The 24309-nt window shown below is 65.9% G+C and carries 15 protein-coding genes; 11 read left to right on the forward strand and 4 right to left on the reverse strand.

The window, feature by feature from the left end; all coding sequences use genetic code 11:
* Window positions 1-32 precede the first annotated feature (32 nt).
* The gene (locus HOP51_RS19190) at window positions 33-1487 is read right to left on the reverse strand and encodes an NfeD family protein (RefSeq protein ID WP_234275488.1); all 1455 of its coding nucleotides are present in this window, start codon (window positions 1485-1487) and stop codon (window positions 33-35) included.
* 137 nt (window positions 1488-1624) lie between these two features.
* On the opposite strand from HOP51_RS19190, the gene HOP51_RS19195 reads away from it, so the two are divergent.
* The 3 genes from HOP51_RS19195 to HOP51_RS19205 are packed head-to-tail and all read left to right on the forward strand — an operon-like array spanning window position 1625 to window position 5217.
* Window positions 1625-2830, forward strand: a complete 1206-nt coding sequence (locus HOP51_RS19195) for an ABC transporter substrate-binding protein (protein ID WP_234275489.1) — start codon at window positions 1625-1627, stop codon at window positions 2828-2830.
* A 54-nt stretch (window positions 2831-2884) separates the two neighbouring features.
* Window positions 2885-4579: an ABC transporter permease gene (locus tag HOP51_RS19200; RefSeq protein ID WP_234275490.1), complete on the forward strand. Its 1695-nt coding sequence runs from the start codon at window positions 2885-2887 to the stop codon at window positions 4577-4579.
* Window positions 4576-5217, forward strand: a complete 642-nt coding sequence (locus tag HOP51_RS19205; protein ID WP_234275491.1) for an ATP-binding cassette domain-containing protein — start codon at window positions 4576-4578, stop codon at window positions 5215-5217. The genes HOP51_RS19200 and HOP51_RS19205 overlap by 4 nt, the downstream gene beginning before the upstream one ends.
* A gap of 39 nt (window positions 5218-5256) precedes the next feature.
* Here HOP51_RS19205 and HOP51_RS19210 read toward each other — a convergent pair whose 3' ends face one another.
* Together HOP51_RS19210 and HOP51_RS19215 are read right to left on the reverse strand one after the other, a co-directional pair.
* Window positions 5257-6651, reverse strand: coding sequence for a hypothetical protein (locus HOP51_RS19210; RefSeq protein ID WP_234275492.1), 1395 nt, complete (start codon window positions 6649-6651; stop codon window positions 5257-5259).
* A gap of 71 nt (window positions 6652-6722) precedes the next feature.
* Complete coding sequence (locus HOP51_RS19215; protein WP_234275493.1) at window positions 6723-7709, reverse strand: SDR family oxidoreductase; 987 nt, start codon at window positions 7707-7709, stop codon at window positions 6723-6725.
* 588 nt (window positions 7710-8297) lie between these two features.
* Between HOP51_RS19215 and glgA the strand changes: the two genes are divergently transcribed.
* The 8 genes from glgA to HOP51_RS19255 all read left to right on the forward strand — a co-directional run bounded on the left by glgA (window position 8298) and on the right by HOP51_RS19255 (window position 23235).
* A complete protein-coding gene (gene glgA, locus HOP51_RS19220; protein WP_234275494.1) occupies window positions 8298-9920 on the forward strand; it encodes a glycogen synthase GlgA in 1623 nt (540 codons plus the stop codon).
* Complete coding sequence (gene treZ, locus HOP51_RS19225; protein WP_234275495.1) at window positions 9917-11731, forward strand: malto-oligosyltrehalose trehalohydrolase; 1815 nt, start codon at window positions 9917-9919, stop codon at window positions 11729-11731. Before glgA ends, treZ begins: the two co-directional genes overlap by 4 nt.
* Window positions 11728-13878, forward strand: coding sequence for a 4-alpha-glucanotransferase (gene malQ, locus HOP51_RS19230; RefSeq protein WP_234275496.1), 2151 nt, complete (start codon window positions 11728-11730; stop codon window positions 13876-13878). Before treZ ends, malQ begins: the two co-directional genes overlap by 4 nt.
* Window positions 13871-16648, forward strand: coding sequence for a malto-oligosyltrehalose synthase (gene treY, locus HOP51_RS19235; protein ID WP_234275497.1), 2778 nt, complete (start codon window positions 13871-13873; stop codon window positions 16646-16648). Before malQ ends, treY begins: the two co-directional genes overlap by 8 nt.
* 31 nt (window positions 16649-16679) lie before the next feature.
* A complete protein-coding gene (locus tag HOP51_RS19240) occupies window positions 16680-17384 on the forward strand; it encodes a DUF2934 domain-containing protein (protein ID WP_234275498.1) in 705 nt (234 codons plus the stop codon).
* An 84-nt stretch (window positions 17385-17468) separates the two neighbouring features.
* Window positions 17469-19652, forward strand: a complete 2184-nt coding sequence (gene glgX, locus HOP51_RS19245) for a glycogen debranching protein GlgX (RefSeq protein WP_234275499.1) — start codon at window positions 17469-17471, stop codon at window positions 19650-19652.
* Window positions 19653-19684: 32 nt separating this feature from the next.
* Complete coding sequence (gene glgB / locus HOP51_RS19250; RefSeq protein WP_234275500.1) at window positions 19685-21904, forward strand: 1,4-alpha-glucan branching protein GlgB; 2220 nt, start codon at window positions 19685-19687, stop codon at window positions 21902-21904.
* 35 nt (window positions 21905-21939) lie between these two features.
* Window positions 21940-23235, forward strand: coding sequence for an MFS transporter (locus HOP51_RS19255; RefSeq protein ID WP_234275501.1), 1296 nt, complete (start codon window positions 21940-21942; stop codon window positions 23233-23235).
* Window positions 23236-23356: 121 nt separating this feature from the next.
* Here the strand turns inward: HOP51_RS19255 and HOP51_RS19260 are convergent, their stop codons facing one another.
* Window positions 23357-24307, reverse strand: coding sequence for a cyclodeaminase (locus HOP51_RS19260; protein WP_234275502.1), 951 nt, complete (start codon window positions 24305-24307; stop codon window positions 23357-23359).
* Window positions 24308-24309: the final 2 nt, after the last annotated feature.

Consider the following 24309-nt stretch of genomic DNA (forward strand, 5'->3'; position numbering starts at 1 on the left):
GGCAAGGTTGCATCAACGCGAATCCATCACGTTCACGACGGGGTCCGGTCGGCGGGCTCGACCTCGAGCGTCAGTCCTTCGACTGCCACCACCCGAGCCTCCTGCCCGCGCCGCAGGGCCGAGCTGCTGCGAGCTCTCCAGCGCTCGCCCTGCAGCCGCACGTGTCCCTCCTGATCGAAATCCTCCAACGCCACCGCATGGCTGCCGACGAGCTGCTCCTGGCCGGTACGGGCCGGGCGTCGGCGCAGGCCAGTGAAGCGAACCATCACCCATAGCATGAGCCCCGCGGCGAGCAGGGCAATACCGCCGATCATGGGCAGCGATACGGCGATCTGGTCGGAATCCATCAGCATCACCGAGCCGATCACGAAGGCCACGATCCCCCCCATGCCGAGAATGCCGAAGCTTGGCATCAGCGCCTCGCCCACGATCAGGCCGAGCCCGACCAGGATCAGCGCCAGGCCGGCATAGTTGATCGGCAGCAACTGGAAGGCGAACAGTGCGAGTAATAGAGAGATCACGCCGATGGTGCCCGGCACCAGGGCGCCCGGGTTGGAAAGTTCGAAGATCAGCCCGTAGAAGCCGATGATCATCAGGAAGTAGGCCACGTTGGGATTGGTGATGACCTGCAGCAGCTCGGTGCGCCAGTCGGGATCGAAGCGTTCGATGGCCAGGTCGGCCGTCTCCAAGGTGCGCTCGCCACGCTCCATTACCACGTCGCGGCCATCGATCTGCTCGAGCAGGTCTTCGATGTCGCGCGCCACCACGTCGACCACGTTCATCTCGAGGGCCTCGCGGGAAGTCAGGTTGACCGCCTCGCGCACCGCTTCCTCGGCCCAGTCGGCATTGCGGTCGTGGCGCTCGGCCAGGCTGCGAATGTAATAGACCGCATCCTCGAGTACCTTGCGTTCCATGGCGGTCTCGCCACGCCGGCGACTATCGGCCGGTTCGTCGTTTGCCTGTTCTTCCTCAGCGGCCTCCTCCCCATTGGCACCGTTATCCACCTCTTCTCCGTTGGCCTCGTCGTCGTCAGGATCGTCCATGCCGGGAAAGCCGCCGCCCATCTGTACCGGCGTGGCCGATCCCAGGTGCGTCGCGGGCGCCATGGCGGCCACGTGGCTGCCATAAAGCAGGTAGGTGCCGGCACTGGCGGCTCGCGCGCCGCTGGGAGAGACATAGATGGCGACGGGCACCGGTGAGGTCAGCATGGCGCGGATCATGCTGCGCATGGTGGCATCGAGCCCACCCGGGGTGTCCATCTGCACGACCACGAGTTCGGCATCGCCCTCGGCGGCGCGCTGCAACCCGCGCTCGAAATAGTCGCCGGTAGCCGGCCCGATGGCGCCCTCCACCGTCATGACCAAGGCGATGCGCCCATTCTCCTGGGCCTGGCTCTGCCACGCCAATAGGCCACCTCCAAGGACCAGACACAGAAAGCTCGCCCACAGCACAAGACGGTGAAACCAGACGGCACGGCGCACGCTCATGACAAACTTTCCTCGCGTCGTGATACGGGTATGCTTGTTAAGACCCCACTCGTGGTGTTTCAGTTTCTACTGAAATCAGGTTAGCAGGCAGTACAGAGAAAGCCGAACCCACCGCAAGGCTTCGAAGGAAGACGACGATGACGATGTTCCGCTCCCTTGCCGCCCTCCTCGTGCTGACGTTTTCCTCCCCTTGTCTTGCTCTAGCCAGCGACTGGGAAGCAATCCTCGACGAAGCTCGCGGCCAGGCTGTCTACTGGCACACCTGGGCCGGCGACACACGGATCAACGACTACGTCGATTGGGTAAAGCGCCGGGTCAGGGACGAGTACGCGGTCGAACTGGTGCACGTCAAGATCGATGACACCGGCTCCGCCGTCTCCCGGGTGCTGGCCGAGCGCAGCGCGGGCAATCACGACGATGGCAGCGTCGATCTGGTCTGGCTCAACGGCGAGAACTTCGCCGCCATGAAGGAAAACGACCTGCTCTACGGCCCCTTCGCCGAGCAGTTGCCGAATTTTTCCCTGACCCATCCTGAGCACAATCCCGAGGTAGTCACCGACTTCACCCTGCCCACGGAAGGCTATGAGTCGCCTTGGGGCAAGGCGCAGATCACCTTCTACTACGACGCCGCGGAACTCGAAGAAGAGCCGCCGCGCAACATGGCGCAGTTGCTCGCCTGGGCTGAGATCAATCCCGGGCGCTTCACCTATCCGCGCATCCCCGACTTCCTCGGCAGCACCTTTCTCAAGCAGGCGCTGATCGCCCTGACCAACGACAACGACGCCCTCTACGAGCCGGTGGTACAGAGCGATTTCGAGACCGTTACCGCGCCACTGTGGGAATACCTGGATGCCCTGCATCCCCACCTGTGGCGCAGCGGCCGGCAATTTCCCGCCAATGGTCCCGAGCTGCGTCGCCTGATGAGCGATGGCGAGCTGACGCTGGCCTTCACCTTCAACCCGGCGGAGCCGGCCGCCGCGGTGGCCGACTCCGAGCTGCCCGAGTCGACCCGCAGCTACGTCCTCGAGGGCGGCACTCTGGGCAACGTGCACTTCGTCGCCATTCCGTTCAATTCACCTCGCCGGGCCGGCGCCATGGTCGTGGCCAACTTCCTGCTTTCACCCGAGGCCCAGGCACGCAAGCAGGACCTCTCAGTATGGGGCGACCCCACCGTGCTCGATGTAACACGCCTCGACGCTGAGACCCGCTCGCTGTTCGAGCAGCGGAGCGACAATCCTGCCCTGCCGCCGCCGGAGGCGCTGGCCGAAACCCTGCCGGAACCGCACCCGAGCTGGATGACGGCGCTGCAGGGCGCCTGGCAGGCACGCTACGTCGATCGCTAGGACACGCTGAAGATGCACCCACCGACACCACCTGGCAGCAGGTAGCGCGCTTTGATGCTGCGCCTCGCCCCGCTACTGATCGTCACGCTGCTGGTCGGTCCGATACTGGCAGGCCTGGTCATGGCGTTGCTGCCCGCTTTCGGCTATCTGCCGGCACTGGGCGGCGAGCGCCCGAGCCTGGCCCCTTGGCGCGAACTGTTCGTCCAACCGGGACTGGCACGCTCCGTGGCGGTCAGTTTTGCTAGCGGCCTGGCCACCACGGCCGTATCGCTCGCCGTGGTGCTGCTGTTCCTGGCCAGCGTGTCGGTCAGCCGGCTGGATCGCTGGATACGCCGGCTGGTGGCGCCGCTGCTGTCGCTCCCCCACGCCGCCGCTGCTTTCGGCCTGGCGTTCCTCATTGCACCTTCGGGACTCCTGGCGCGGCTGATCTCGCCGGAGCTGTCCGGCTGGCAGCGCCCACCGGACCTGTTGATCGTCAACGACCCCTGGGGGCTGGCGCTGATGGCCGGCCTGGTGATCAAGGAGATCCCGTTCCTGCTGCTGATGAGTCTCGCCGCGCTGCCGCAGCTCGATGCCGAGCGACGCGTGGCCATGGCCCGCTCGCTCGGCTATCGCCCAATGACTGCCTGGCTCAAGGTGGTGGTCCCGGCGCTCTATCCGTTGATACGGCTGCCGGTCTACGCGGTGATCGCCTACGCCACGGCAGTAGTGGATGTCGCCCTGATTCTCGGCCCGACGCTGCCGCCGACGCTCGCCGTGTCGATCCTGACCTGGTACCAAGATCCCGACCTGAGCCGGCGTTTCATGGCTTCGGCAGGTGCCGTGCTACAGCTCGGCGTCACGGCGACGGCACTCATCGCCTGGTGGTGCCTGGAGTGCCTCGTCGCCCGGCTGGGGCGACAATGGCTAGCCCGCGGCGGTCGCGGCCAAGGCGAGCAGCCGCTGCGCCTGGCAGGCAAGGGACTGATCCTGCTCGCCTCGCTTACCGCCTTCGTGAGTCTGGCCGGCCTCGCTCTCAGCTCCATTGCAGGCTTCTGGCGTTTCCCCGATGCCCTGCCCCAGACCGTTACTGCCGCTCACTGGCTGCGCGCCCTGCCAACCCTGGCCGGACCAGTCGCTACCACGGCGCTGATCGCCATCGGCGCAACGCTAGTCGCCCTGATCCTGGTACTGGCGGCGCTGGAGAACGAGCAGCGCGGCGGGCGCCACCCGGCTCAGGGCAAGCTGCTCTCGGCGCTGACGCTGCTCTATCTGCCGCTGATCGTGCCGCAGATCGCCTTTCTGTTCGGCCTCGTGGTGGTGATGGAGTCGCTGGGTACGCGGCCACGGCTATGGCTGGTGATCTTCGGGCATCTACTGTTCGTGTTGCCCTACGTGTTCCTGTCCCTTTCGGAAGCCTATCGTCGCTTCGACCCACGCTGGTCGCAGCTCGCCCTTAGCCTGGGTACCTCACGCCACGCCGTGTTCTGGCGAGTGCGGCTGCCCATGCTGCTCGCACCACTGCTCACCGCCGGCGCCGTGGGCCTCGCCATCAGCATCGGCCAATACTTGCCCACGCTGCTGCTCGGGGCTGGGCGCATCGCTACGGTGACCACCGAGGCGGTGTCACTGGCCGCCGGAGGCAATCGCCGGGTGATCGGCGTGTGGGCGTTGGTCCAGGCCAGCCTGCCGCTGGTGGGCTTCATCATCGCCGTGGGCCTGCCGCGGTTGCTCTGGTCCAACCGCCGCGGTATGCGAGGGTCGTTATGAACACTGCTCACCATTTGGTGCTGGAGGACATCCACATCGCTCTGGCCGGATCGCCCCTGCTGTCGCTCGATGCCGAAATCGGCCCAGGCGAGGTGCTCACCGTCATGGGGCCATCCGGCTCCGGCAAGTCGACCCTGCTGGCCTACCTGGCGGGCTTTCTCGCACCGGCCTTTCAGGCCAGCGGACGGGTTCTGCTCGACGGGTACGACATCAGCCGGTTGCCGGCGGAGCGGCGCGGCATCGGCCTGCTGTTCCAGGACTCGCTGCTGTTTCCGCACCTCTCGGTAGCAGGCAACCTGCGCTTCGGCGTGCCCCGTACAGTGACCGACAAGGCGGGGCGAATCGAGGCAGCGCTGGAGCAGGTTGGCCTGAGTGGTTTCGGGTCGCGCGATCCCGCTACGCTGTCGGGCGGTCAAAAGGCTCGCGTGGCACTGATGCGCCTATTGCTCTCCGAACCCTGCGCCGTGCTGCTCGACGAACCCTTCTCCAAACTCGACAGGCCGCTACGCCACGACATGCGCCGGCTGGTCTTCGATCGACTGCGCGAGGCGGGCCTGCCCAGCCTGCTCGTCACCCATGACAGGGAGGACGCCGAGGATGCCGGTGGCCGAGTGATCGAGCTGGATCGCTCCCCCTAAGGCATCGACGCGGGAGCGCCGATGCCGAGCCAAAGTCCTTCAGGCATCGAGCAACTCGACGGCGTATTGGTCACGCCGCTTCTCGGCAAAGTCCACCAGGCGCTGTAGCACAAGCGGCCCCGGCAGGGGGTAGCGCGCCTTGATTTTCTGCCGGGTCTCGATGTAGTAGCGGCCCAGCGAGCCGAAGTCCCGCGGGTGCAGCTCCTCGCTCACGCCGATGAACTGGCCGCGCTTGCGGGCCCGCTCCAGCACGCGCTGCCAACGCTCGATCTGCGGGAACCCCACCGCCTCGACACCGTTGTTGAACAGCATCAGATTGATCTCGTCGAACGGCTCGCGGGCGTCGAGATAGGACTCGATGGCATCCACCGACGGATCCATGTTGAACTTCATCCAGAACGGCACCGAACCAGTACGTAGCGCCCAGTAGGGCTCCAGCATGATGAAGGATTCGACCAGCACCCGATTGGCCTTCATGCCCCGCTCGCGATACCAGTCGCGGTAGAAGTCGGCCACCAGCGGGCTCAGCGAATCCGGCTCGTCGAAGACCAGCCGCTTGACCTTGTAGCCCCGCTGGGTCGCGAAGCGCAGGATATCGTCACGCAGCGCTTCCTCGAACCCCCACTCCGCCTCGGGACTTCTGCCATCGGGCTCCGGAGAATCCCAGCGTCGTACCGCTGCGTCGTAGCGTTCGAGGTACTCCTCGACCCGCTCGCTGCCGTGCAGGAACTCCTCCTCGGTGGCACCGCCCAGCGCGCCGTGCTGAAAATAGTGGCGCTCGCCGATACGGGTGGTCGGCCAGCTACTGCGACATTCGGTGACGATGATGGTGCCGCCTGGCTCGAGGTTCGCCTCTAGGAATCGTTCATAGGCCCGGCCCAGGGTCAGCCGCTTGACCCGGAAATAGTCCATGTACTCCACCATCAGGCGGTCCTGGTTGGCATCGTGCATGTGATGCAACTGCAACTCCGGGTTAGCCTCCAGCAGCTTAGGGCCGTAGCGGCGTCCGAATTCCATCGCCAGCTTGGGGTCGTCGTTGCTTCCTTGAAGGTGGCGCACCGGTATGAAGAAAGTTTGCGGCAGCCAGGGAATATCGAAGGCTGCCGACAGATGGGTCAGGGCGCCGCTTGCCGAACCGATCATCACGGCCTGGTAGCGGCGCTGGGGATAGCGCGCGGTGATCCACTCCGCCACCTTCTCGGCATCGACCCGATCGAGCTTGTCGGGAGCATGCCCTTCGGTGGCCCCGCCGACGGCATAGACCTGCTCACGCGCCGCTTGCGGCAGCCAATTCGCTGCCTGCACAAGCCTGCCCATAGCGTGGCCTTTGCCAAGTCCAGGGTAGTCCTGCCCATGCAAATAGTTGGAAACCGCACGCAGCATGCCAGTCGCGGAATCGAAGTCGGCAATATAAGAAGGGGAACTCGGTCGCATGTGAAACTCCTGTCAACAATGTGCCGGGGCGAGCGCGTCCTGTCGCCCGCCGGATGCAATTCGGCTCGATGTCAGGCCCGGCGGTGATAAGCGTAGAGCGCCAACGGCAGTGCTACCGCCGCGAGTCCCAGCACCAGGCTCATGCCGCCCGACGAGCCGCCATGTTCGCGTTCGAGCCAGCCGCCACGCACGCTGCCGCTGCCATGCGAATCGAACAGGTTGCCGGGGCTCGGCTCGATGGGCAGGTCTTCGGCGAAGTGATCGCTGTACACCTTGCGCTCCATCATCTTCTCGCCCAGGGGTGGTACCAGCGTTCGAATCGCGGCCATCATGCGCCCCGAATTGCCGACGAAAAGCTCACGCACGGGGTACTTGGCCGCGCTCAGGATCGCTACCGCCACCTTTTCTGGCGGGTAGACCGGGGGCATCGCCTTGGCCGGTTGGCCTACGTAGTTGGCACCCAGCTGAAAGAGAGGGGTATCGATGGAGGCAGGCAGGATGGTGGAAACATGGATGTTCGGGGCGTCGGCAAGCTCCATGCGCAGGCACTCGGAAAGGCCGCGAATACCCCATTTGGAGGCGACATAGGCACTGGTGAAGGGCTGACCGGCGTGAGCCACCATCGAAGAGACATTGATCAAGCGTCCATGTCCCTGCTCGCGGAATTGACGAATCGCCTCCCGGGCACCGTTGACGCAGCCGAGCAGGTTGGTCTGGATGACCTTCTCATAGGCAACGCGCGGTGCCTCTTCCAACCTTCCGAACAACGTGACCGCGGCATTGTTGACCCAGACGTCGACCCGACCATAGCGCCCGACGGCGCTATCGCACAGTCGCGCGACCTGATCGGCATCGCCCACGTCGGTGGGTACGCCGATACCCCGACCACCGAGTCGCTCGCATTCCTGCAGGGTTTCTTGCAGAGCGTGCTCTCGTCGAGACGCCAAAACCAAAGCGGCGCCCTCTCGAGCAAAGGCATGCGCCGTAGCGCGGCCAATGCCGCTCGAAGCGCCGGTGATCACCACGACTGCATCATGCAACTTGTTGCTGCGAGCCATTTCTACCTCCTTGCAGATATTTTCCTTTCAGGACCGCTCGAAACGAATCGAACTTCCGCTTACCCACCCCCTTGAATCCTGGCAACATTATTCATTAGAAAGGAAACGATTAACCTCATTGCCTTTCCTTACACCTTATCAGCCATCGGCTGGTACTTTCCCCTTCCCTGTCGATTTAAATCTCTACTTAATTTTCAACCCCTGCATTAAATATTAACAATCCATCGTACGAATTCCTTTACAAACCAACGAAACCATTCTCTAGAAACTGGCTGTCAATATGGCACAAGCTATCGGGCGAGACTGTGACAGCGAGTTAAGCTGATTGTCTCTCATGTAAAGCTTCACGATACCGCCAACCACAAGCCTATCAGGGAGACAGGCCTGTTTCTTACGACGGCGCTTTACCTAGGTTATCGGCGCTCTCGGCTTCGCCGAATTACTCTTCATCGGCTATACCTATGCAACGGTACCTCTTGACCAAGCTCCTCCCGCAGCCAGGAAAAGCTAACGGTGAGTGTTTCATCCAAGGCAAGAGGCGCTAACTCAGGCAGCGTGGCCAATGCCACTACAGGGAGGTCTGTCATTATGGGCAATGTGGCACTGAAGGGTATCGATTTTGAAACAAAAAATGACACTCGCAGCTGTTCGATACGCGTTCCATCTGGCGATTTGGCACTCGATGAACACAGCGACACCGAGCGAGACAGGGACTCCGACGAACCGTTCGAACGTGGCGATTCCAGTCATCCTGCACAGCGCATTCTTTTCGTAACCCCTGAGATTGCCGATTTCGTCAAGGTCGGAGGGCTGGGCGACGTCTCATCCGCCCTGCCCCGGGCACTCGCCGTCCATCACGACATTCGCGTCCTGATGCCCGCCTACCGAGAAGTGCTCGCCTCGTCACGCAAGATCCACCACGTCGGCCACCTCCCTGCTCATGGCGACCTACCGGCCTGCGAGGTCGGCGAAATGACCTGCGACGACGGCCTGGTCATTTACGTGTTGCTCTGCCCCGAACTCTATGAGCGTGAAGGCGGTCCTTACGGCACCGGACCGGGCGGGTACGGAAGTGGCGGCTGGGAAGACAACGACATTCGCTTCGCCCGGCTGTCACTGGCCGCCGCCGAGATCGTAGCCGGCCATGCTGGGCTGGACTGGCAGCCGCAGCTACTGCACCTCAACGACTGGGCATGCGGCCTGGCACCGGCCTACCTCGCATGGCAGGGACTTACGGTTCCCACGGTGTTCACGATCCACAACCTGGCCTATCAGGGCCTGTACGAGGCGTCGCGCTGCGCCGCCCTGGGCATTCCTCGAAGCGTCTTTCATATCGAAGGTGTCGAGTACTACGGCAAGCTTTCCTTCATGAAGGCGGGGATCGTCTATGCCTCCCACGTGACCACGGTGAGTGCAACCTACGCCCAGGAGATTACCACCCCCGAGTTCGGCTGCGGGCTCGATGGCCTGCTGCGCTGCAAGGCGGAGCAGGGTCGGCTCAGTGGCATTCCCAACGGCATCGACGACTCATGGGACCCACGCACCGACGCTCACCTGGTGCAAGCCTTCTCGGCCAATGACTGGCGCGGCAAGCGTGCCAACGCCGAGTACGTGCGCCACCGCTTCGGTCTGGCCCCCAGCGCTGGGCCACTGTTTGCCATGGTCTCACGCATGGTGCACCAGAAGGGCGTCGACCTGGTCATCGAGGCAGCCCCCAGCATCGTCCAGGCCGGGGGGCAATTGGTCTTCATCGGCAGCGGCGAGCGCCGTGTCGAGGCCCAGCTCGACCGTTTGGCCAAACGCTACCCGGGGGCGGTGGGCGTCTATGTCGGCTTCGACGAGGACGAGGCACGCTGCATCTACGCGGGTAGCGACTTCCTGCTGATGCCGTCGCGGTTCGAACCCTGTGGCTTGAGTCAGATGTATGCCCAGCGCTTTGGCTCCCTGCCCATCGCTCACCGCACCGGCGGCCTGGCCGACACTATCGAGGACGGCGTGACCGGCTTTCTGTTCGACGGGATCAAGCTGGCCAGCTTCATGCAGGCGATCCAACAGGCCTTTTCGGTCTATCACTCCACGGAGCTGTTCTACGCCATGCGCCGGGCGGCCATGACCGGCCGTTATCACTGGCGCCAGTCGATCGCGCCCTATACGCAGCTCTACCAGCGCATCAGCGAAGAAGCCGGTGTGGAGGCACGAATCACGGCATGAACGAAGCAGAGCGTTTCCAATACACCTTCGGCGCCCAGGTCATCGGTCCGGAGTGGACACAATTCTCATTGTGGGCACCCAGCGCCAGCCGGGTCGATCTCGAAGTGGAAGGCCTCACCCCCATCGCCATGACCCACGCCGGCGAGGGGCGCTTCGTCGGCGAGGCCCCCTGCGATCATGGAGCCCGCTACCGTTATCGTGTCTTCATCGCCGACGCGATGGAGGGCATCGCCATTGCCGATCCCGCCTCCCGCGCCCAGGCGGGAGGCGTCGAGGGTGCAAGTGTGGTGATCGACCCCTATCGCCATGCCTGGCGCCATGCCGACTGGCGGGGCCGTCCCTGGCACGAGACGGTGCTATACGAGCTGCACCTGGGTGCGCTTGGCGGCCTGGCGCAGGCGCGCCAGCAGTTGCCCTATCTGGCCGAACTCGGCGTCACGGCGGTGGAACTGATGCCGGTAGCGGCCTTCCCCGGTGCACGCAACTGGGGCTACGACGGCGTCCTGCCCTACGCCGTGGACGAGACCTACGGCGATCCCGATGCGCTCAAGGCCTTCATCGACGACGCCCACGGCCTGGGGCTGATGGTCTTCCTCGATGTCGTCTACAACCACTTCGGCCCCGATGGCAATTACCTGCCGCGCTATGCCGACGCCTTCTTTCGCAGCGATCGACCGACCCCATGGGGGCCGGCCATCGATTTTCGCCAGCCCATGGTGCGTCGTTTCTTCATCGAGAACGCCCTGATGTGGCTCGATGAATACCACTTCGACGGCCTGCGCTTCGATGCGGTACACGCCATCGGCGAGCGCGACTTCCTGCGCGAGATGGCCGAGACGCTGCGCAGCCACATCGATCCGCGGCGTTACGTGCATCTGGTGCTGGAGAACGAGCACAACGATGCCGACCTGATCGGTCCGGGCCTGTTCACGGCGCAGTGGAACGACGACTGGCACAACGTGATGCACGTGCTGCTCACCGGCGAGAGCGAAGGCTACTACGGCGATTTCGCCGACGCCCCGACGCAGAAGCTGGCACGCTGCCTTGGCGAGGGTTTCATCTATCAGGGTGACGCCACCCGACAAGGCACTCTCCGTGGCACGCCAAGCGCGCACCTGCCGCCGACCGCCTTCGTCGCCTTCCTGCAGAACCATGACCAGATCGGCAATCGCGCGCTGGGCGAGCGCCTGCCCCGACTTGTCGAGCCGCAGGCGCTGGCAGCCGCCACGCTTGCGCTGCTGCTCTCGCCCATGGTGCCGCTGCTGTTCATGGGTGAGGAGTGGGCCAGCGAGCGCCCCTTCCTGTTCTTCACCGACCACCGCGACGAACTGGCCAAGGCCGTGCGCGAGGGCCGCCGGGCGGAATTCGCCGCGTTCAGCGCCTTCCAGGATCCTGCCTCGCGCGCGGCGATTCCCGATCCCAATGACGCGACCACCTTCGAGGCATCAAAGCCCGACATCGAGGCTCGCGACACCTCGCTCCATGCCGAATGGCTGGCCTTCGTCCATCGCCTGCTGGCGATTCGCCAGGCCGAGATCGTGCCGCGCCTGGATGGCGCCCACGCCCTGGGCGCCGAAGCACTCGGCGAGGGCGCCGTCGCTGCCCGCTGGCAGATGAACGACGACACCCGGCTGGTCATCGCCATGAACCTCGGGGAACGGACCGCGGCCACCAGCGCCTTTGGTGTTGGCCAGTGTCTCTACGAGACCCGTGAGGGCGTGGCGGTTGCCACCGAGAGCGGCAGCCTGCCGCCGCGCTGTGCCGCCGCCTGGCTGAAGCGCGTACCAGGCGACGAGGAGCTTTGTGCATGAGCGATGAGGGCCTGAGACAGCTGGCCGACGCTGCCGGCCTGATCGTCGAATGGGAAGACAGCGAGGGCCGCCCTCACCGGCTCAGCGACGCCGCCCAGCGCGATCTGCTGGCTCGGCTCGGCTACCCCGCCGGTAGCGCAACCGAGATCGCGGCCAGCCTGGAACGGCTGCGGTCGCCCGCCTCGCCGCAGGAGTGGCCACCGCTAATCACCGCCGAACAGGGCGCGAGTACGCCACTGCCGTCGCCGCTTCCCAGCGGGACCCGCTACCGGCTCGTGCTGGAAAACGGCGAGCACCGGGAAGGGACGCTTGGCGACGATCACGGAGTATTGCCCGCCGTCGACGAGCCCGGCTACCACCGCCTGCAGATCGCCGCTGTCGAGCTGACTCTGGCCGTGGCCCCGCCGCGCTGCTTTACCTTGGCGGATGCCTGCGCCGACGAATCGCCACGCCTGTGGGGATTGGCGGCCCAGCTCTACGCCCTGCGCCGGCCTGGCGACGGCGGCCTCGGCGACACCCTGGCGCTGGAGCAACTGGCGCGCCACGCCGCCGAATCCGGTGCCGCCGCACTAGCCGTGAGCCCGGTGCACGCCATGTTCAGCACCGATGTGAACCACTACAGCCCCTACTCGCCCTCGAGCCGCCTGCACTACCACGCCCTGCATGCCGCCCCGGAGGCGCTGTTCAGCGAAGCAGCCGTGGCGGCGGCCATCGAGCGCAGCGGTCTGGGCGAGACACGGACTCAGCTCGAAGCGCAGGAGCTGGTCGACTGGCCCCGGGCGGCGCGCACCAAGCTTACCTGGTTGCGCGCGCTGCATGACGATGTGATGCAGCGCGAAGACGCCGAGGCACGGCGTGCCCGCCAGGCCCTGGCGACCTTTCGTGAACAGGGTTTTCATGAACAGGACTTTCATGAACGGGGCGGTGCCATGTTCGAGGCGCACTGCCGCTTCGAGGCCCTGCAGCAGGTGCGGGGCGAACGCGACTGGCGTCAATGGCCGGCGGCGCTGCGTGACCCGGCAAGTCCCGAGGTGGCCCGCTTCGCCGAGGAGCACGCCCACGAAGTCGGCTTCCATGCCTTTCTGCAGTGGCTGGCAAGCGAGGGGCTGGCCCGCGCCCAGGCCACGGCCCGAGAGGCCGGCATGCCGATCGGTCTGATCGCCGACCTCGCCGTGGGGGCCGACGCGGCCGGCAGCCAGGCCTGGAGCCGCCAGGCCGAGATGCTGGAGGGCCTGTCGATCGGTGCGCCACCGGACGCCTTCAACGTACACGGCCAGGACTGGGGGCTCGCGCCCTTCTCTCCCCAGGGCCTGGTGCGTGGCGGCTTCGCCGGATTCATCGACATGCTGCGGGCCGGCTTCGCCCATGCCGGCGGGTTGCGCATCGATCATGTACTGGGCCTGTTGCGCCTGTGGCTGGTGCCCCACGGCGCATCTCCCGATGAGGGCGGCTACGTGCGCTATCCGCTCGACGACCTGCTGCGCCTGGTCGCGCTGGAGTCCTGGCGGCATCGCGCCATCGTCATCGGCGAGGACCTGGGTACCGTCGCCCCGGGCTTTCGCGAGCGGTTGGCACGCCACGGCATCCTCGGCATGCGCGTGCTGTGGTTCGAGCGCGACGACGACGGCGGCTTCCTGGCGCCGGGGCAGTGGTCGCGGCACGCCGTTGCCACCAGCTCGACCCACGACCTGCCGACGCTGGCCGGCTGGTGGGCGGGGCGCGATATCGAATGGCGCGATCGCCTCGGCCTGCTCGGCGAAAACCAAGATGCCGGCAGCGAACACGCCGAGCGCCGCATCGAGCGGGCGCGCCTGGCTCGGGCGTTGCACCTGGTCGATGACCACGTGCCGGAGGCGCCTCTCGACGCCGCCGCCCTGCCTGCCTCCAAGGTGCTCGATGCCTGCGCTCGTCGCCTTGGCTTAACCCCGGCGCCACTCACCTTGCTGCCATTGGAGGATGCCCTGGGCCTCGAGGAGCAGGCCAACCTGCCGGGCACCCTCGACGAACATCCCAACTGGCGGCGCCGCCTGCCGGACGACACCGAGCGCCTGCTCGCCTCGCCGGAGACGCTATGCCGCCTGAAGGCACTGGCCGAGGCACGCCGGGAAGCTGCCCACGGTGACGCGAGAGGGGGGTTCGATGAGTGAGATTCGCGCCACGGTACGCCTGCAGTTCCATCGTGGCTTCACCCTAGACGATGCCGCCGAGTGGGTGGGCTACTATGCCAGGCTCGGCATCAGCCATGTCTATGCCTCGCCGCTACAGATGTCACGCGCGGGCTCGCCCCACGGCTACGACGGCATCGCCCCCACCCGCATCGACCCCGAACTCGGCGGTGAAGCGGCGCTCGAGCGCCTGGTCGAGCGCCTGCGCGAGCATGACATGGGACTGATCCTCGATATCGTGCCCAACCACGTGGCAGTGGGCGGCTCACAGAACCCCTGGTGGCAGGACGTACTGGCCTGGGGCCAGGCGAGTCCCTACGCCGGCTTTTTCGATATCGACTGGCACTCGCCCGATCCGCTGCTCAACGGCAAGCTGCTGCTGCCTTTTCTCGGCACGCCCTACGCCGACGCCCTGCATGGCGGTGACCTGGTGTTGCGCCACGAGCCCGAAGCGATGGATTTCCATATCGCTTACCACGAACATCGCTTCCCCATCGATCCGCGCCGCTATGGCAACATCCTGCGCCTGGCCGAGCATCCGACACTGTGGGACCTGGCGCCACGCTTCGATGCCCTGCAACAGCGCGAAGACGCCTATACCGCCGTGGCCGAGTGTCGCCATGCACTGCGCCAGGCGTTGGCGAACCCGACCGCCGGGCAGGCACTACAGCGGGCTCTGGCGCTGTTCGACGGTAGCACTCGCGGCGGCGCCATTCGCCTGCACGATCTGCTGGAGCAGCAGGCCTATCGCCTGGCCTGGTGGCACACGGGAGCCGACGAGATCAACTGGCGGCGCTTCTTCGACATCACCGAGCTCGGCGGGCTGCGCATCGAACGGCCCGAAGTGTTCGAGGCGGTGCACGCCCTGCCCTTGCGCCTGGTGGAGCAGGGCTGGGTCGATGGCCTGCGTATCGATCACGTCGATGGCCTGGCCGATCCACGCGGCTACTGCCGCCGCCTGCGGGCCCGCCTGGGCGAGAGCCAGAAGCGTCGGCCGCCGGAAGCGGTGCGCCACGTGGCGATCTTCGTCGAGAAGATACTGGCCGCCGACGAGACCCTGCATCGCGACTGGGGCGTCGATGGCACCACCGGCTACGAGCTGATGAACGCCATTTCCGCCTTGCAGCACGACCCGGCAGGCGCCGAGCCGCTGAGTGATCTATGGCGTGACGTCAGCGGTCGGGAGGAGGACTTCCTCGCCGAGGTACGCCTGGCCCGCCGCGAGGTACTCGCCAGCCTGCTGGCCAGCGAGTTCGAAGCCTGTGCCCACGCCCTGCATGCCGTGGCCCGCCACTCCCTGGCCACCCGCGACGTCACCCTGGCGGCAATACGCCGGGCACTGGCGGCGTTGGTCGTGCACTTCCCGGTCTACCGCACCTATGCCGACGACGGCGGCCGCCCCGAGCTCGACGCGCCCTTTTTCGACCAGGCCATGGCCGGCGCTCGCGGCGAGCTGAGTCCGCCCGATGCCGGGGTACTGGAGTGGCTGGAACGCTGGCTGGGCGGCGAGGCACCCGCCGACGCCGATGGCGCCGAGGAGCGCTGGCTGCGTCAGCGCGCCATCGTGCGTTTCCAGCAGCTCACCTCGCCGGTGGCCGCCAAGGCCGTGGAAGACACTGCCGGCTATCGCAGCGCGGCACTGATCTCGCGCAACGACGTGGGCTTCGACGGCGAGCACTTCAGTCACTCGACGCGCTGGTTCCACGAGGCCAACGCCTGGCGTGCGCGCCACTTTCCCCATGGCCTGGTCGCCACGGCCACTCACGATCACAAGCGCGGCGAAGACGTGCGTGCCCGCCTGGCCGCACTGAGCGAGAACGCCATCGGCTTCGCCACCCGCGTGGAGCGCTGGCGCGACCTGGCCGCCCCGTTGCGCCATTCGCTTCCCACCGGGCCCGCTCCCTCTCCCGGCGACGAGTTGATCCTCTACCAGGTCCTGCTCGGCGCCTGGCCGCCGAGGCTCGAGCGCGACGACACCGAGGCCATGCACCACTTTACCGAGCGTCTCGCCCAGTGGCAGCAGAAGGCCCTGCGCGAGGCCAAGCTGCGCAGCCACTGGCTGTGGCCCGACGAAGCCTACGAGCATGCCTGCCGTACCTATCTGGAGGGGCTGCTGACCTCCCCCGAGCTGTGCCGGGGGTTCGAAGAGGCAGCCCGCGAGCTGGACCTGCCAGGCGCGCTCAATGGCTTGGTCCAGACGGCGCTGCGCCTGACCGCTCCCGGGGTGCCCGATCTCTACCAGGGTTGCGAATTCTGGGACTACAGCCTGGTAGACCCCGACAACCGGCGTCCGGTCGACCATGCGGCGCGCCAGGCCGCGCTGGACAGGCACCAAGAGCCCGCTGCGGTGCTGGCCAATTGGCAGGATGGCAACGTCAAGCAGGCCCTGATCGCCCGCCTGCTGGCACTGCGCCACGACTGGCCCGAGCTGTTCCGCCACGGAAGCTACTGCGAACTCGAGAGCGCTGGCGAGCATGGCGACCGTCTGGTCGCCTTCCTGCGCGAGCATGACGGCCGGCAGTTGCTGGTGGCGGTGCCGCGCCTGTGCGCAGCGCTGCTGGAGGGCGCCGAGCAGCCTCAGGTGCCGCCATCGCGCTGGGGAGATACCCGGTTTCGCCTGCCCGGCGGGATGGATGACGTTTGGCAATGCACGCTGACCGGTACCACGCTGAGAGTGACGAACGAGCATGTCACCGCCGAGGAACTGCTGGGTGCGTTTCCCGTCGGTATCTATCTACGCGACAGTCAGTGACAAGACAGTCAGAGGCAAGAGGAGAGCTAGGATGGCTAACGAAGAGCGCGTACGGAATCTGGCCTACAAGATCTGGGAATCGGAGGGCCGCCCCGAGGGACAGCAGCAGCGTCACTGGGACATGGCACTACGGATCGTCATCGCCGAGGAGGAAGGAGGTATCGACGCGGAACTCGAAGAAGTCGGCGAGCCGGTGGACGAGCCGCCCATCCTCGAAGATGACCTGCCATTGGAGGACGACGAGATCGGCATCCAGGAAAATCGTCTACCTCTGGAGCCACCCGATGGCGAGCCCGATTTCGATGAACTGCCCTATCGCGACGACCGCGACGTGGCACGCGACGAGCCGGTACAGGATCGCGGTAGCCCCGGCCTGGCCCCGGACGAGCCTGAACCCACCGCGGCCTCGACCCGCCCGCTGCCCGCGGAACAGGCCACCACAACGGGCGCCCAGGACCAGGACGTCGCCAACCGCGGCGGACCGGATGCACCGGCCACTTCCCCCGACCCCGGGCCAGGACCGATGGAGCCGCTACCGCCGGAGTCCGCCACCGCCAAACGTACCCGCCAGCCACGCCGCAGCGACGACGGGCTGACCCAGCCGGACGCCACCGACACTTCCCAGGTGCGGGGCAAGACGGCCAGCAGCGCCAAGGCAGCCTCATCCTCATCCAAGCCCAAGTCCAAGGCGGGCAAATCGTCGGGTCGATCCAGCCGCACGAAGCCCAAGGGATGAGACCGGAGCCTAAAGCCAGGCCATAAGTACCGGGCCATAAGTACCGGGGCAAGATGCGCCCCTCAGTTTCATGGATGAAAACCGATGGACACCAGGCAAACGCCGCAACAGAACGATACCGCCGTGGCGATCGATGAACTTCCCGGCGTGATCCGGCACTCACGCGTGCGCGAGGGTTCGCCGTTCCCGCTGGGAGCGACCTGGGATGGCCTGGGCGTGAACTTCGCCCTGTTCACGGCCCATGCCACCAAGGTCGAGCTGTGCCTGTTCGACGAGAGCGGCACGCGGGAAGTGGAACGCATCGAACTGCCCGAGTATACCGACGAGGTGTGGCACGGCTACCTGCCCGATGCACGCCCGGGCCAACACTACGGCTACCGGGTCCACGGCCCTTACGACCCCGAAGCGGGGCACCGCTTCAACCCGCACAAGCTGCTGCTCGACCCCTACGCCAAACAACTGGTGGGCGAGCTGACCTGGGACGAGGCGCTGTTCGGCTACACCATCGGCCATCCCGACGGCGATCTCAGCTTCGATACCCGCGACAGCGCCCCCTTCATGCCGCGCTGCCGGGTGATCGATCCCGCCTTCACCTGGGGACGTTCCCACGGCATTCAGCAACCCTGGGAGCGTACCGTGATCTACGAAACCCATGTGCGTGGCTACACCATGCGCCATCCGGCGGTGCCCGAGGCGCTGCGCGGCACCTTCTCGGGGCTGATGGTTAACGAAGTGGTCGGCTACATCCGCTCGCTCGGCGTGTCATCGGTGGAACTGCTGCCGATCCACGCCTTCGTCGACGACCAGCACCTGCTCGAGCGCGGACTGCGCAACTACTGGGGCTACAACACCCTGGGCTTCTGCGCCCCCCATTCGCGCTATCTCTCGGGCGACAACATCAACGAATTCAAGCAGATGGTGGCCCGCTACCATGCCGCGGATCTCGAGATAATCCTCGACGTGGTCTACAACCATACCGCCGAAGGCAACGAACTCGGCCCAACCCTCTCGCACAAGGGTATCGACAACGCCTCCTACTACCGGCTGCTGCCCGACGAGCCGCGCTACTACATCGACGACACCGGTACCGGCAATACGCTCAACCTGAGCCACCCGCGGGTGCTGCAGATGGTGACCGACTCGCTGCGCTACTGGGCCACCGAGATGCGTGTCGACGGCTTCCGCTTCGACCTGGCGACCATTCTCGGCCGCGAGCCCCACGGCTTCGACGAGGGTGGCGGCTTTCTCGATTCGTGCCGCCAGGATCCGGTGCTCAGTCAGGTCAAGCTGATCGCCGAGCCCTGGGACTGCGGCCCCGGCGGCTATCAGGTCGGCGGCTTTCCGCCCGGCTGGGCGGAATGGAACGACCGCTTCCGCGACACCAGCCGTGCCTTCTGGCGCGGCGACGAAGGCCAACTGGCGGAGTTCGCCTCCCGCCTGATGAGCTCGGCAGACCTGTTCGATCGTCGCGGGCGCCGCCCCTTCGCCTCGGTCAATTTCGTCACCGCCCACGACGGTTTCACGCTGCATGATCTGGTCGCCTATGACGACAAGCACAATGAGGCCAACGGCGAAGACAACCGCGACGGTCACGACCATAACCTGTCGTGGAACCACGGCGAGGAGGGGCCCACCGAGGATCCCGCCATCCACTCGCTGCGCCTGCGCCAGATCCGCAATTTCCTGGCCACGCTGCTGCTCTCCCAGGGCACACCGATGCTGCTGGCCGGCGACGAACTGCTGCGCACCCAGCGCGGCAACAACAACGCCTACTGCCAGGACAACGAAATCAGCTGGCTCGACTGGAATCTCGAGGGCGACGCCCACGACACGATCGAGTACCTGCGCCGGCTGATCCAACTGCGCCTACGCTATCCCATCCTGCGCCGCGGCCGCTTTCTCTCCGGCGAGTACAACGAGGAGATGGGACTCAAGGAAGTGACCTGGCTCGCTCCCGACGGCAGCGAGATGAACGTGGCACGCTGGGAAGACCCGGAGGCACGCAGCCTCGGCCTATTGCTGGACGGTCGCGCGCGCCCCTCGGGCATCCGTCGTGCCGGTGATGACCGTTCACTGCTGATCCTGTTCAACGCTCACCCCGAGCCAATCGCCTTCCGCCTGCCCGAAGTACCGCGGGGCATCGGCTGGGTGTGCCGGCTTGATACCAGCCGCAGCTCAGTGCCGGAGAACACCTTGAGAGACTTTGGCGAGGACCATGCCATGGTCGGGCGTTCGCTGACGCTGTTCGAACTCGAGCAGGCGCCATGAATGCCGACCTTCACGCTTTACGGAAACAGGCTATGACGGAACTGAAGGACAGAGAACGACAAGCCGCCCCTATCGCGGCCGACCTGCCCCCAGCCGACACAGAGGCCCTGGCCCGCGGTCGTCACCCCGATCCCTTCGCCGTACTCGGCCTGCACGCCCAGGGCGATGGCTACGCATTGCGGGTCTACGCGCCCGGCGTACAGGCCGTGGAAGTGCTCGAGCGCGACAGCGGTCGCTGGCGAGGTGAGCCGACCGAGCGCTCGACTCCGGGCCTGTTCGTCATCGTGCTGGACGAGGCCTTCCCCTATCGACTGCGCCTCCATTGGCCCGACGGCATGCACGAGACCGAGGATCCCTACGCCTTTGGCCTGCTGCTCGGCAACATCGACCTGCACCTGATCGGCGAGGGCACCCATCGCGATCTCGGCCGCTGCCTGGGTGCCCAACCCATGAAGGTCGACGGCGTGGCGGGGGTGCGCTTCGCCGTGTGGGCGCCCAACGCCCGGCGCGTCTCGGTGATCGGCGCCTTCAACGGCTGGGACGGCCGCCGCCACCCCATGCGCCTGCGTCACCAGGCCGGCGTATGGGAACTGTTCGTACCGCGCCTGCAACCGGGCGAGTCCTACAAGTACGAGTTGGTGGATGCCCACGATCAGGTAATCCACAAGGCCGATCCGGTGGCCCTGGCCAGCGAACTGCCGCCCGGTACCGCGTCGAAAGTGGCCGACATCGAAGGCTTCGCCTGGCACGACGAGGCCTGGCTCGCCCGACGCGCCGACACGCTAGCTCCCGATCGTCCGATCTCGATCTACGAAGTGCATGCCGCCTCGTGGCGCAAGCACGGCGGCAACGTGGGCGAGCTGTACAGCTGGCAGGAGCTGGCCGAGCAGCTGATTCCCTACGTGCTGGAGATGGGCTTCACCCACGTCGAGCTACTGCCGATCATGGAGCACCCCTTCGGCGGTTCCTGGGGCTATCAGCCGCTGGGCCTGTTCGCTCCCACCGCGCGCCATGGCTCGCCGGCCGATTTCGCCGCTTTCGTCGACGCCTGCCATCGGGCGGGGCTCGGCGTGATCCTCGACTGGGTGCCGGCACACTTCCCCACCGACGCCCACGGCCTGGCGCGCTTCGACGGTACCGCGCTGTACGAGTACGCGCATCCCTTCGAGGGCTTCCATCAGGACTGGAACACCTACATCTACAATTTCGGACGCCGCGAGGTACACGGCTTCCTGCTCTCGTCGGCGCTGCACTGGCTCAAGCACTACCACGTCGACGCACTGCGCGTGGACGCGGTGGCCTCGATGCTCTACCGCAACTACTCCAGGCGCGACGGCGAATGGATTCCCAATCGCCATGGCGGCCACGAGAACCTCGAGGCGCTGGACTTCCTGCGCCATCTCAACCGGGTGGTGGCCGAGGAGGTACCCGGCACGGCGGTCATCGCCGAGGAGTCGACCGCCTGGCCTGGCGTGACCCGGACGGTGAACGAAGATGGGCTCGGCTTCGCCTACAAATGGAACCTGGGCTGGATGCACGACACCCTGAGCTACATGGCGGAAGACCCGATCTACCGCTGCCATGGCCACCACAACATGACGTTCCCCCAGGTCTACGCCTACGCGGAGCGCTTCGTGCTGCCGATCTCCCACGACGAGGTGGTCCACGGCAAGCGCGCACTGCTCGACAAGATGCCCGGCGACGAATGGCAGAAGTTCGCCAACCTGCGCGCCTATCTCGCCACGCTATGGACCCAGCCCGGCAAGAAGCTGCTGTTCATGGGCTGCGAATTCGGCCAGTGGCGGGAGTGGGATCACGATCGCGAACTCGATTGGGGGCTGCTCGACGAGCCGCGCCATGCCGGCGTGCGCCTGCTGGTGGGCGATCTCAACCGGCTCTATCGCGAGTTGCCCGCGCTGCACCAGAGCGACTGCGATCCCTGCGGCTTCGTCTGGGTCATCGGCAACGACCACACCAATAGCGTCTTTGCCTGGCTGCGCTGCGACACCAAGGGTGAACCACTGCTGCTGGTAGCCAACATGACTCCGATGCCGCGTGAGAACTACCGGGTCGGGATACCGCAGAGCGGCGAGTGGGAGGAAATCTTCAACAGTGACGCCGAGTGCTACGGCGGTTCGAACATAGGCAATTTGGGACGGCGCGAAGCCGTCGAAGAGCCGCTGCACGGCCAGCCGGCAAGCCTCGAGCTGACGCTGCCGCCGCTGGCGGTGATACTGCTGCGGCCTTGCTGAGCGCTGTCACTAGAGACGCGAAACAAGGAGACAACATGTTGGCCATGCTGCAACCGGTCCGTTCGATCCTCTGGAGCGTCGCCCTGCTGCTGCTCGGCAACGGCCTCATCAACACCCTGCTGACCCTGCGCGGGACCGACGAAGGCTTCTCGTCAACCGTGGTGGGCGTGATCATGTCGGCTTACTTCGTCGGCTTCACCTGCGGTACCTGGGTCAGCAGCCGGCTGATTCGCCGTGCCGGGCACATCCGCGCCTTCGCCTTCTGCGCCGCACTGTGCGCTTCAGGAGCACTGCTGCACATCATCTTCGTCGATCCCTGGGTGTGGATCGTGCTGCGCTTCTTCTACGGCCTGGCCTTCGTGACCTTGATGACGGTGATCGAGAGCTGGCTCAACGGGCAGGCCGCGAGCCACGAGCGCGGCCGGGTCTTTGCCACTTACATGCTGGTCAACTTGGGGGCGATCGCCGCCGCCCAACAGATCCTGCGCCTGGACACCCCCGGCGGGTTCCTGCTTTTCGCCGTCACGGCCATCCTGATCAGTTGGGCGCTGCTGCCGATCACCATGACCCGGCGCCAGCAGCCTACGGTGCCGGAAAACGCCAAGAGCAGTCTCAAGGCGCTGCTTGGGTTCGCCCCTCTGTGTGTCGCTGCCTCGGTACTGTCGGGACTGGCCATGGGTGCCTTTTGGGGCATGGCGCCACTGTACGCACGCCAGTTGGGCTGGAGCGCCGCCGACGTGGGCATGTTGATGAGCGTGACGATCCTGGGCGGGGCGCTGCTGCAGTTGCCCATCGGCCGCTTCTCCGACAAGCACGATCGCTCGCAGGTGATGACCTGGGTGGTGATCGTCGCCGCCGCACTGGCGGCACTGATGCCCTTCGCGCCCAACCAGACGGCGCTGATGGGGCTGTTCTTCCTGTGGGGCGGCTTCTCGTTCGCCATCTATCCGCTGGCGGTGGCGCAGTTGATCGACCAGTTGCATCCCGAAGAGGTAGTCGCGGCCTCGGCCGACATGCTGGTGACCCAAGGGGCAGGCAGCGCCCTGGCCCCGATTCTCGCCGGCATTCTGATGGGCGCTCTGGGCCCCCAGGCGCTGCCGCTCTATATCGCCGCGGTGCTGGCCCTGCTCGGCGCCTATGCGCTGTATCGCCGCCGCCACGTGTCCGACCTGTTGCAGGGTCATGCTCACTTCGAGCCAATGACCCAGACCAGCCCGCTGTCGCTGGAGATGATGTTCGACGACAGCCAGCCCGACCTGTTCGACGACCCCAGCTTCTACGAAGAGCACGAACGCTACCGGCTGGTCGAGGCGTACCGGCAGCGCGAATGATCTCAGCTCAGGCGTTCGAAAAGCGCCTCCAGATCGGTCACGGTCAGGTCCGGCTCGATGCCCCAGGGATTGCGCAGATGCGCGTAGACGGCAGGGTCGGCGCGTAGGATGCGATAGCGCATTACCCGGCCAGCCGAGACAGGGCAAAGTTGGCGATGGCGGTGTCCTGCACGCCGGTACCGGTCAGGTCGCAGAGCGTGATGGCGGCATCCGACACCCGCAGGTTCTCGCCCCGCTCGATCACCCACCCCAGCTCATGCACCTTGAACGGCGGCTCACGCTTCTCATTGGCGAAAACCTTGAGTTCGCCGTTGTGCTCGCTCTGGGCGCGGGTATCGCAGACGCAGACGTCGGCACGGGTCAGCACCGATTCGTCGAGTTCGCGCTTGTCGGGGCTGTCCGAACCCATGGCGGTGACATGCACGCCCTCGGGCAGGTCGCTGGCGTGCAACATCGGCTCCCGCGACGGCGTGGCGGTGACGATGATATCGGCCTGCTGGCAGGCGTCGTGCACGCTGTCGCGCACGGTGACGGTGAGGCCCTGGCTGCGCATCTCCTCGGCGTAGGTCTCGGCACTTTCACGGCGGCGTGCCCACACATCGAGGGTGTCGATATTGCGCACCAGGCGCAACGCCTCTACCTGGCGTCGCGCCTGCTCGCCGGCGCCGATCACACCGACCCGGCAGCTGTCCCTCCGCGACAGGTGCTTGGCCGCAATCGCCCCGGCCAGGGCGGTACGCACCATGGTCAGGTAACCCTCGTCGAACAACACCGCCTCGACCTGGCCGGTTTCGGCGGAGAACAGCATCATCAAACCGCTCAGGCTCGGCAGGCCGCGCTTGGGGTTGTCGAAGGCGCCGCTGCTGACCTTGATCGCGTAGCGCTTCCAGTCCTTGATATGGGCCGTCTTGACGTCGACCTCGCTATTGAACTCCTCCATGGCCATCGACAGGATCGGCGGCTGCACCACCTCGCCGCGCCCCAGGGCGGCGAACCCCGCCTCTACCTGGCGCAGCGCCTCGTCGTCGATACCCACCACCGCCTCGATCTCGTCACGCTGATAGAGCTTCATCC

It is taken from the genome of Billgrantia zhangzhouensis (assembly GCF_021404465.1).
Lineage (GTDB): Bacteria > Pseudomonadota > Gammaproteobacteria > Pseudomonadales > Halomonadaceae > Halomonas > Halomonas zhangzhouensis.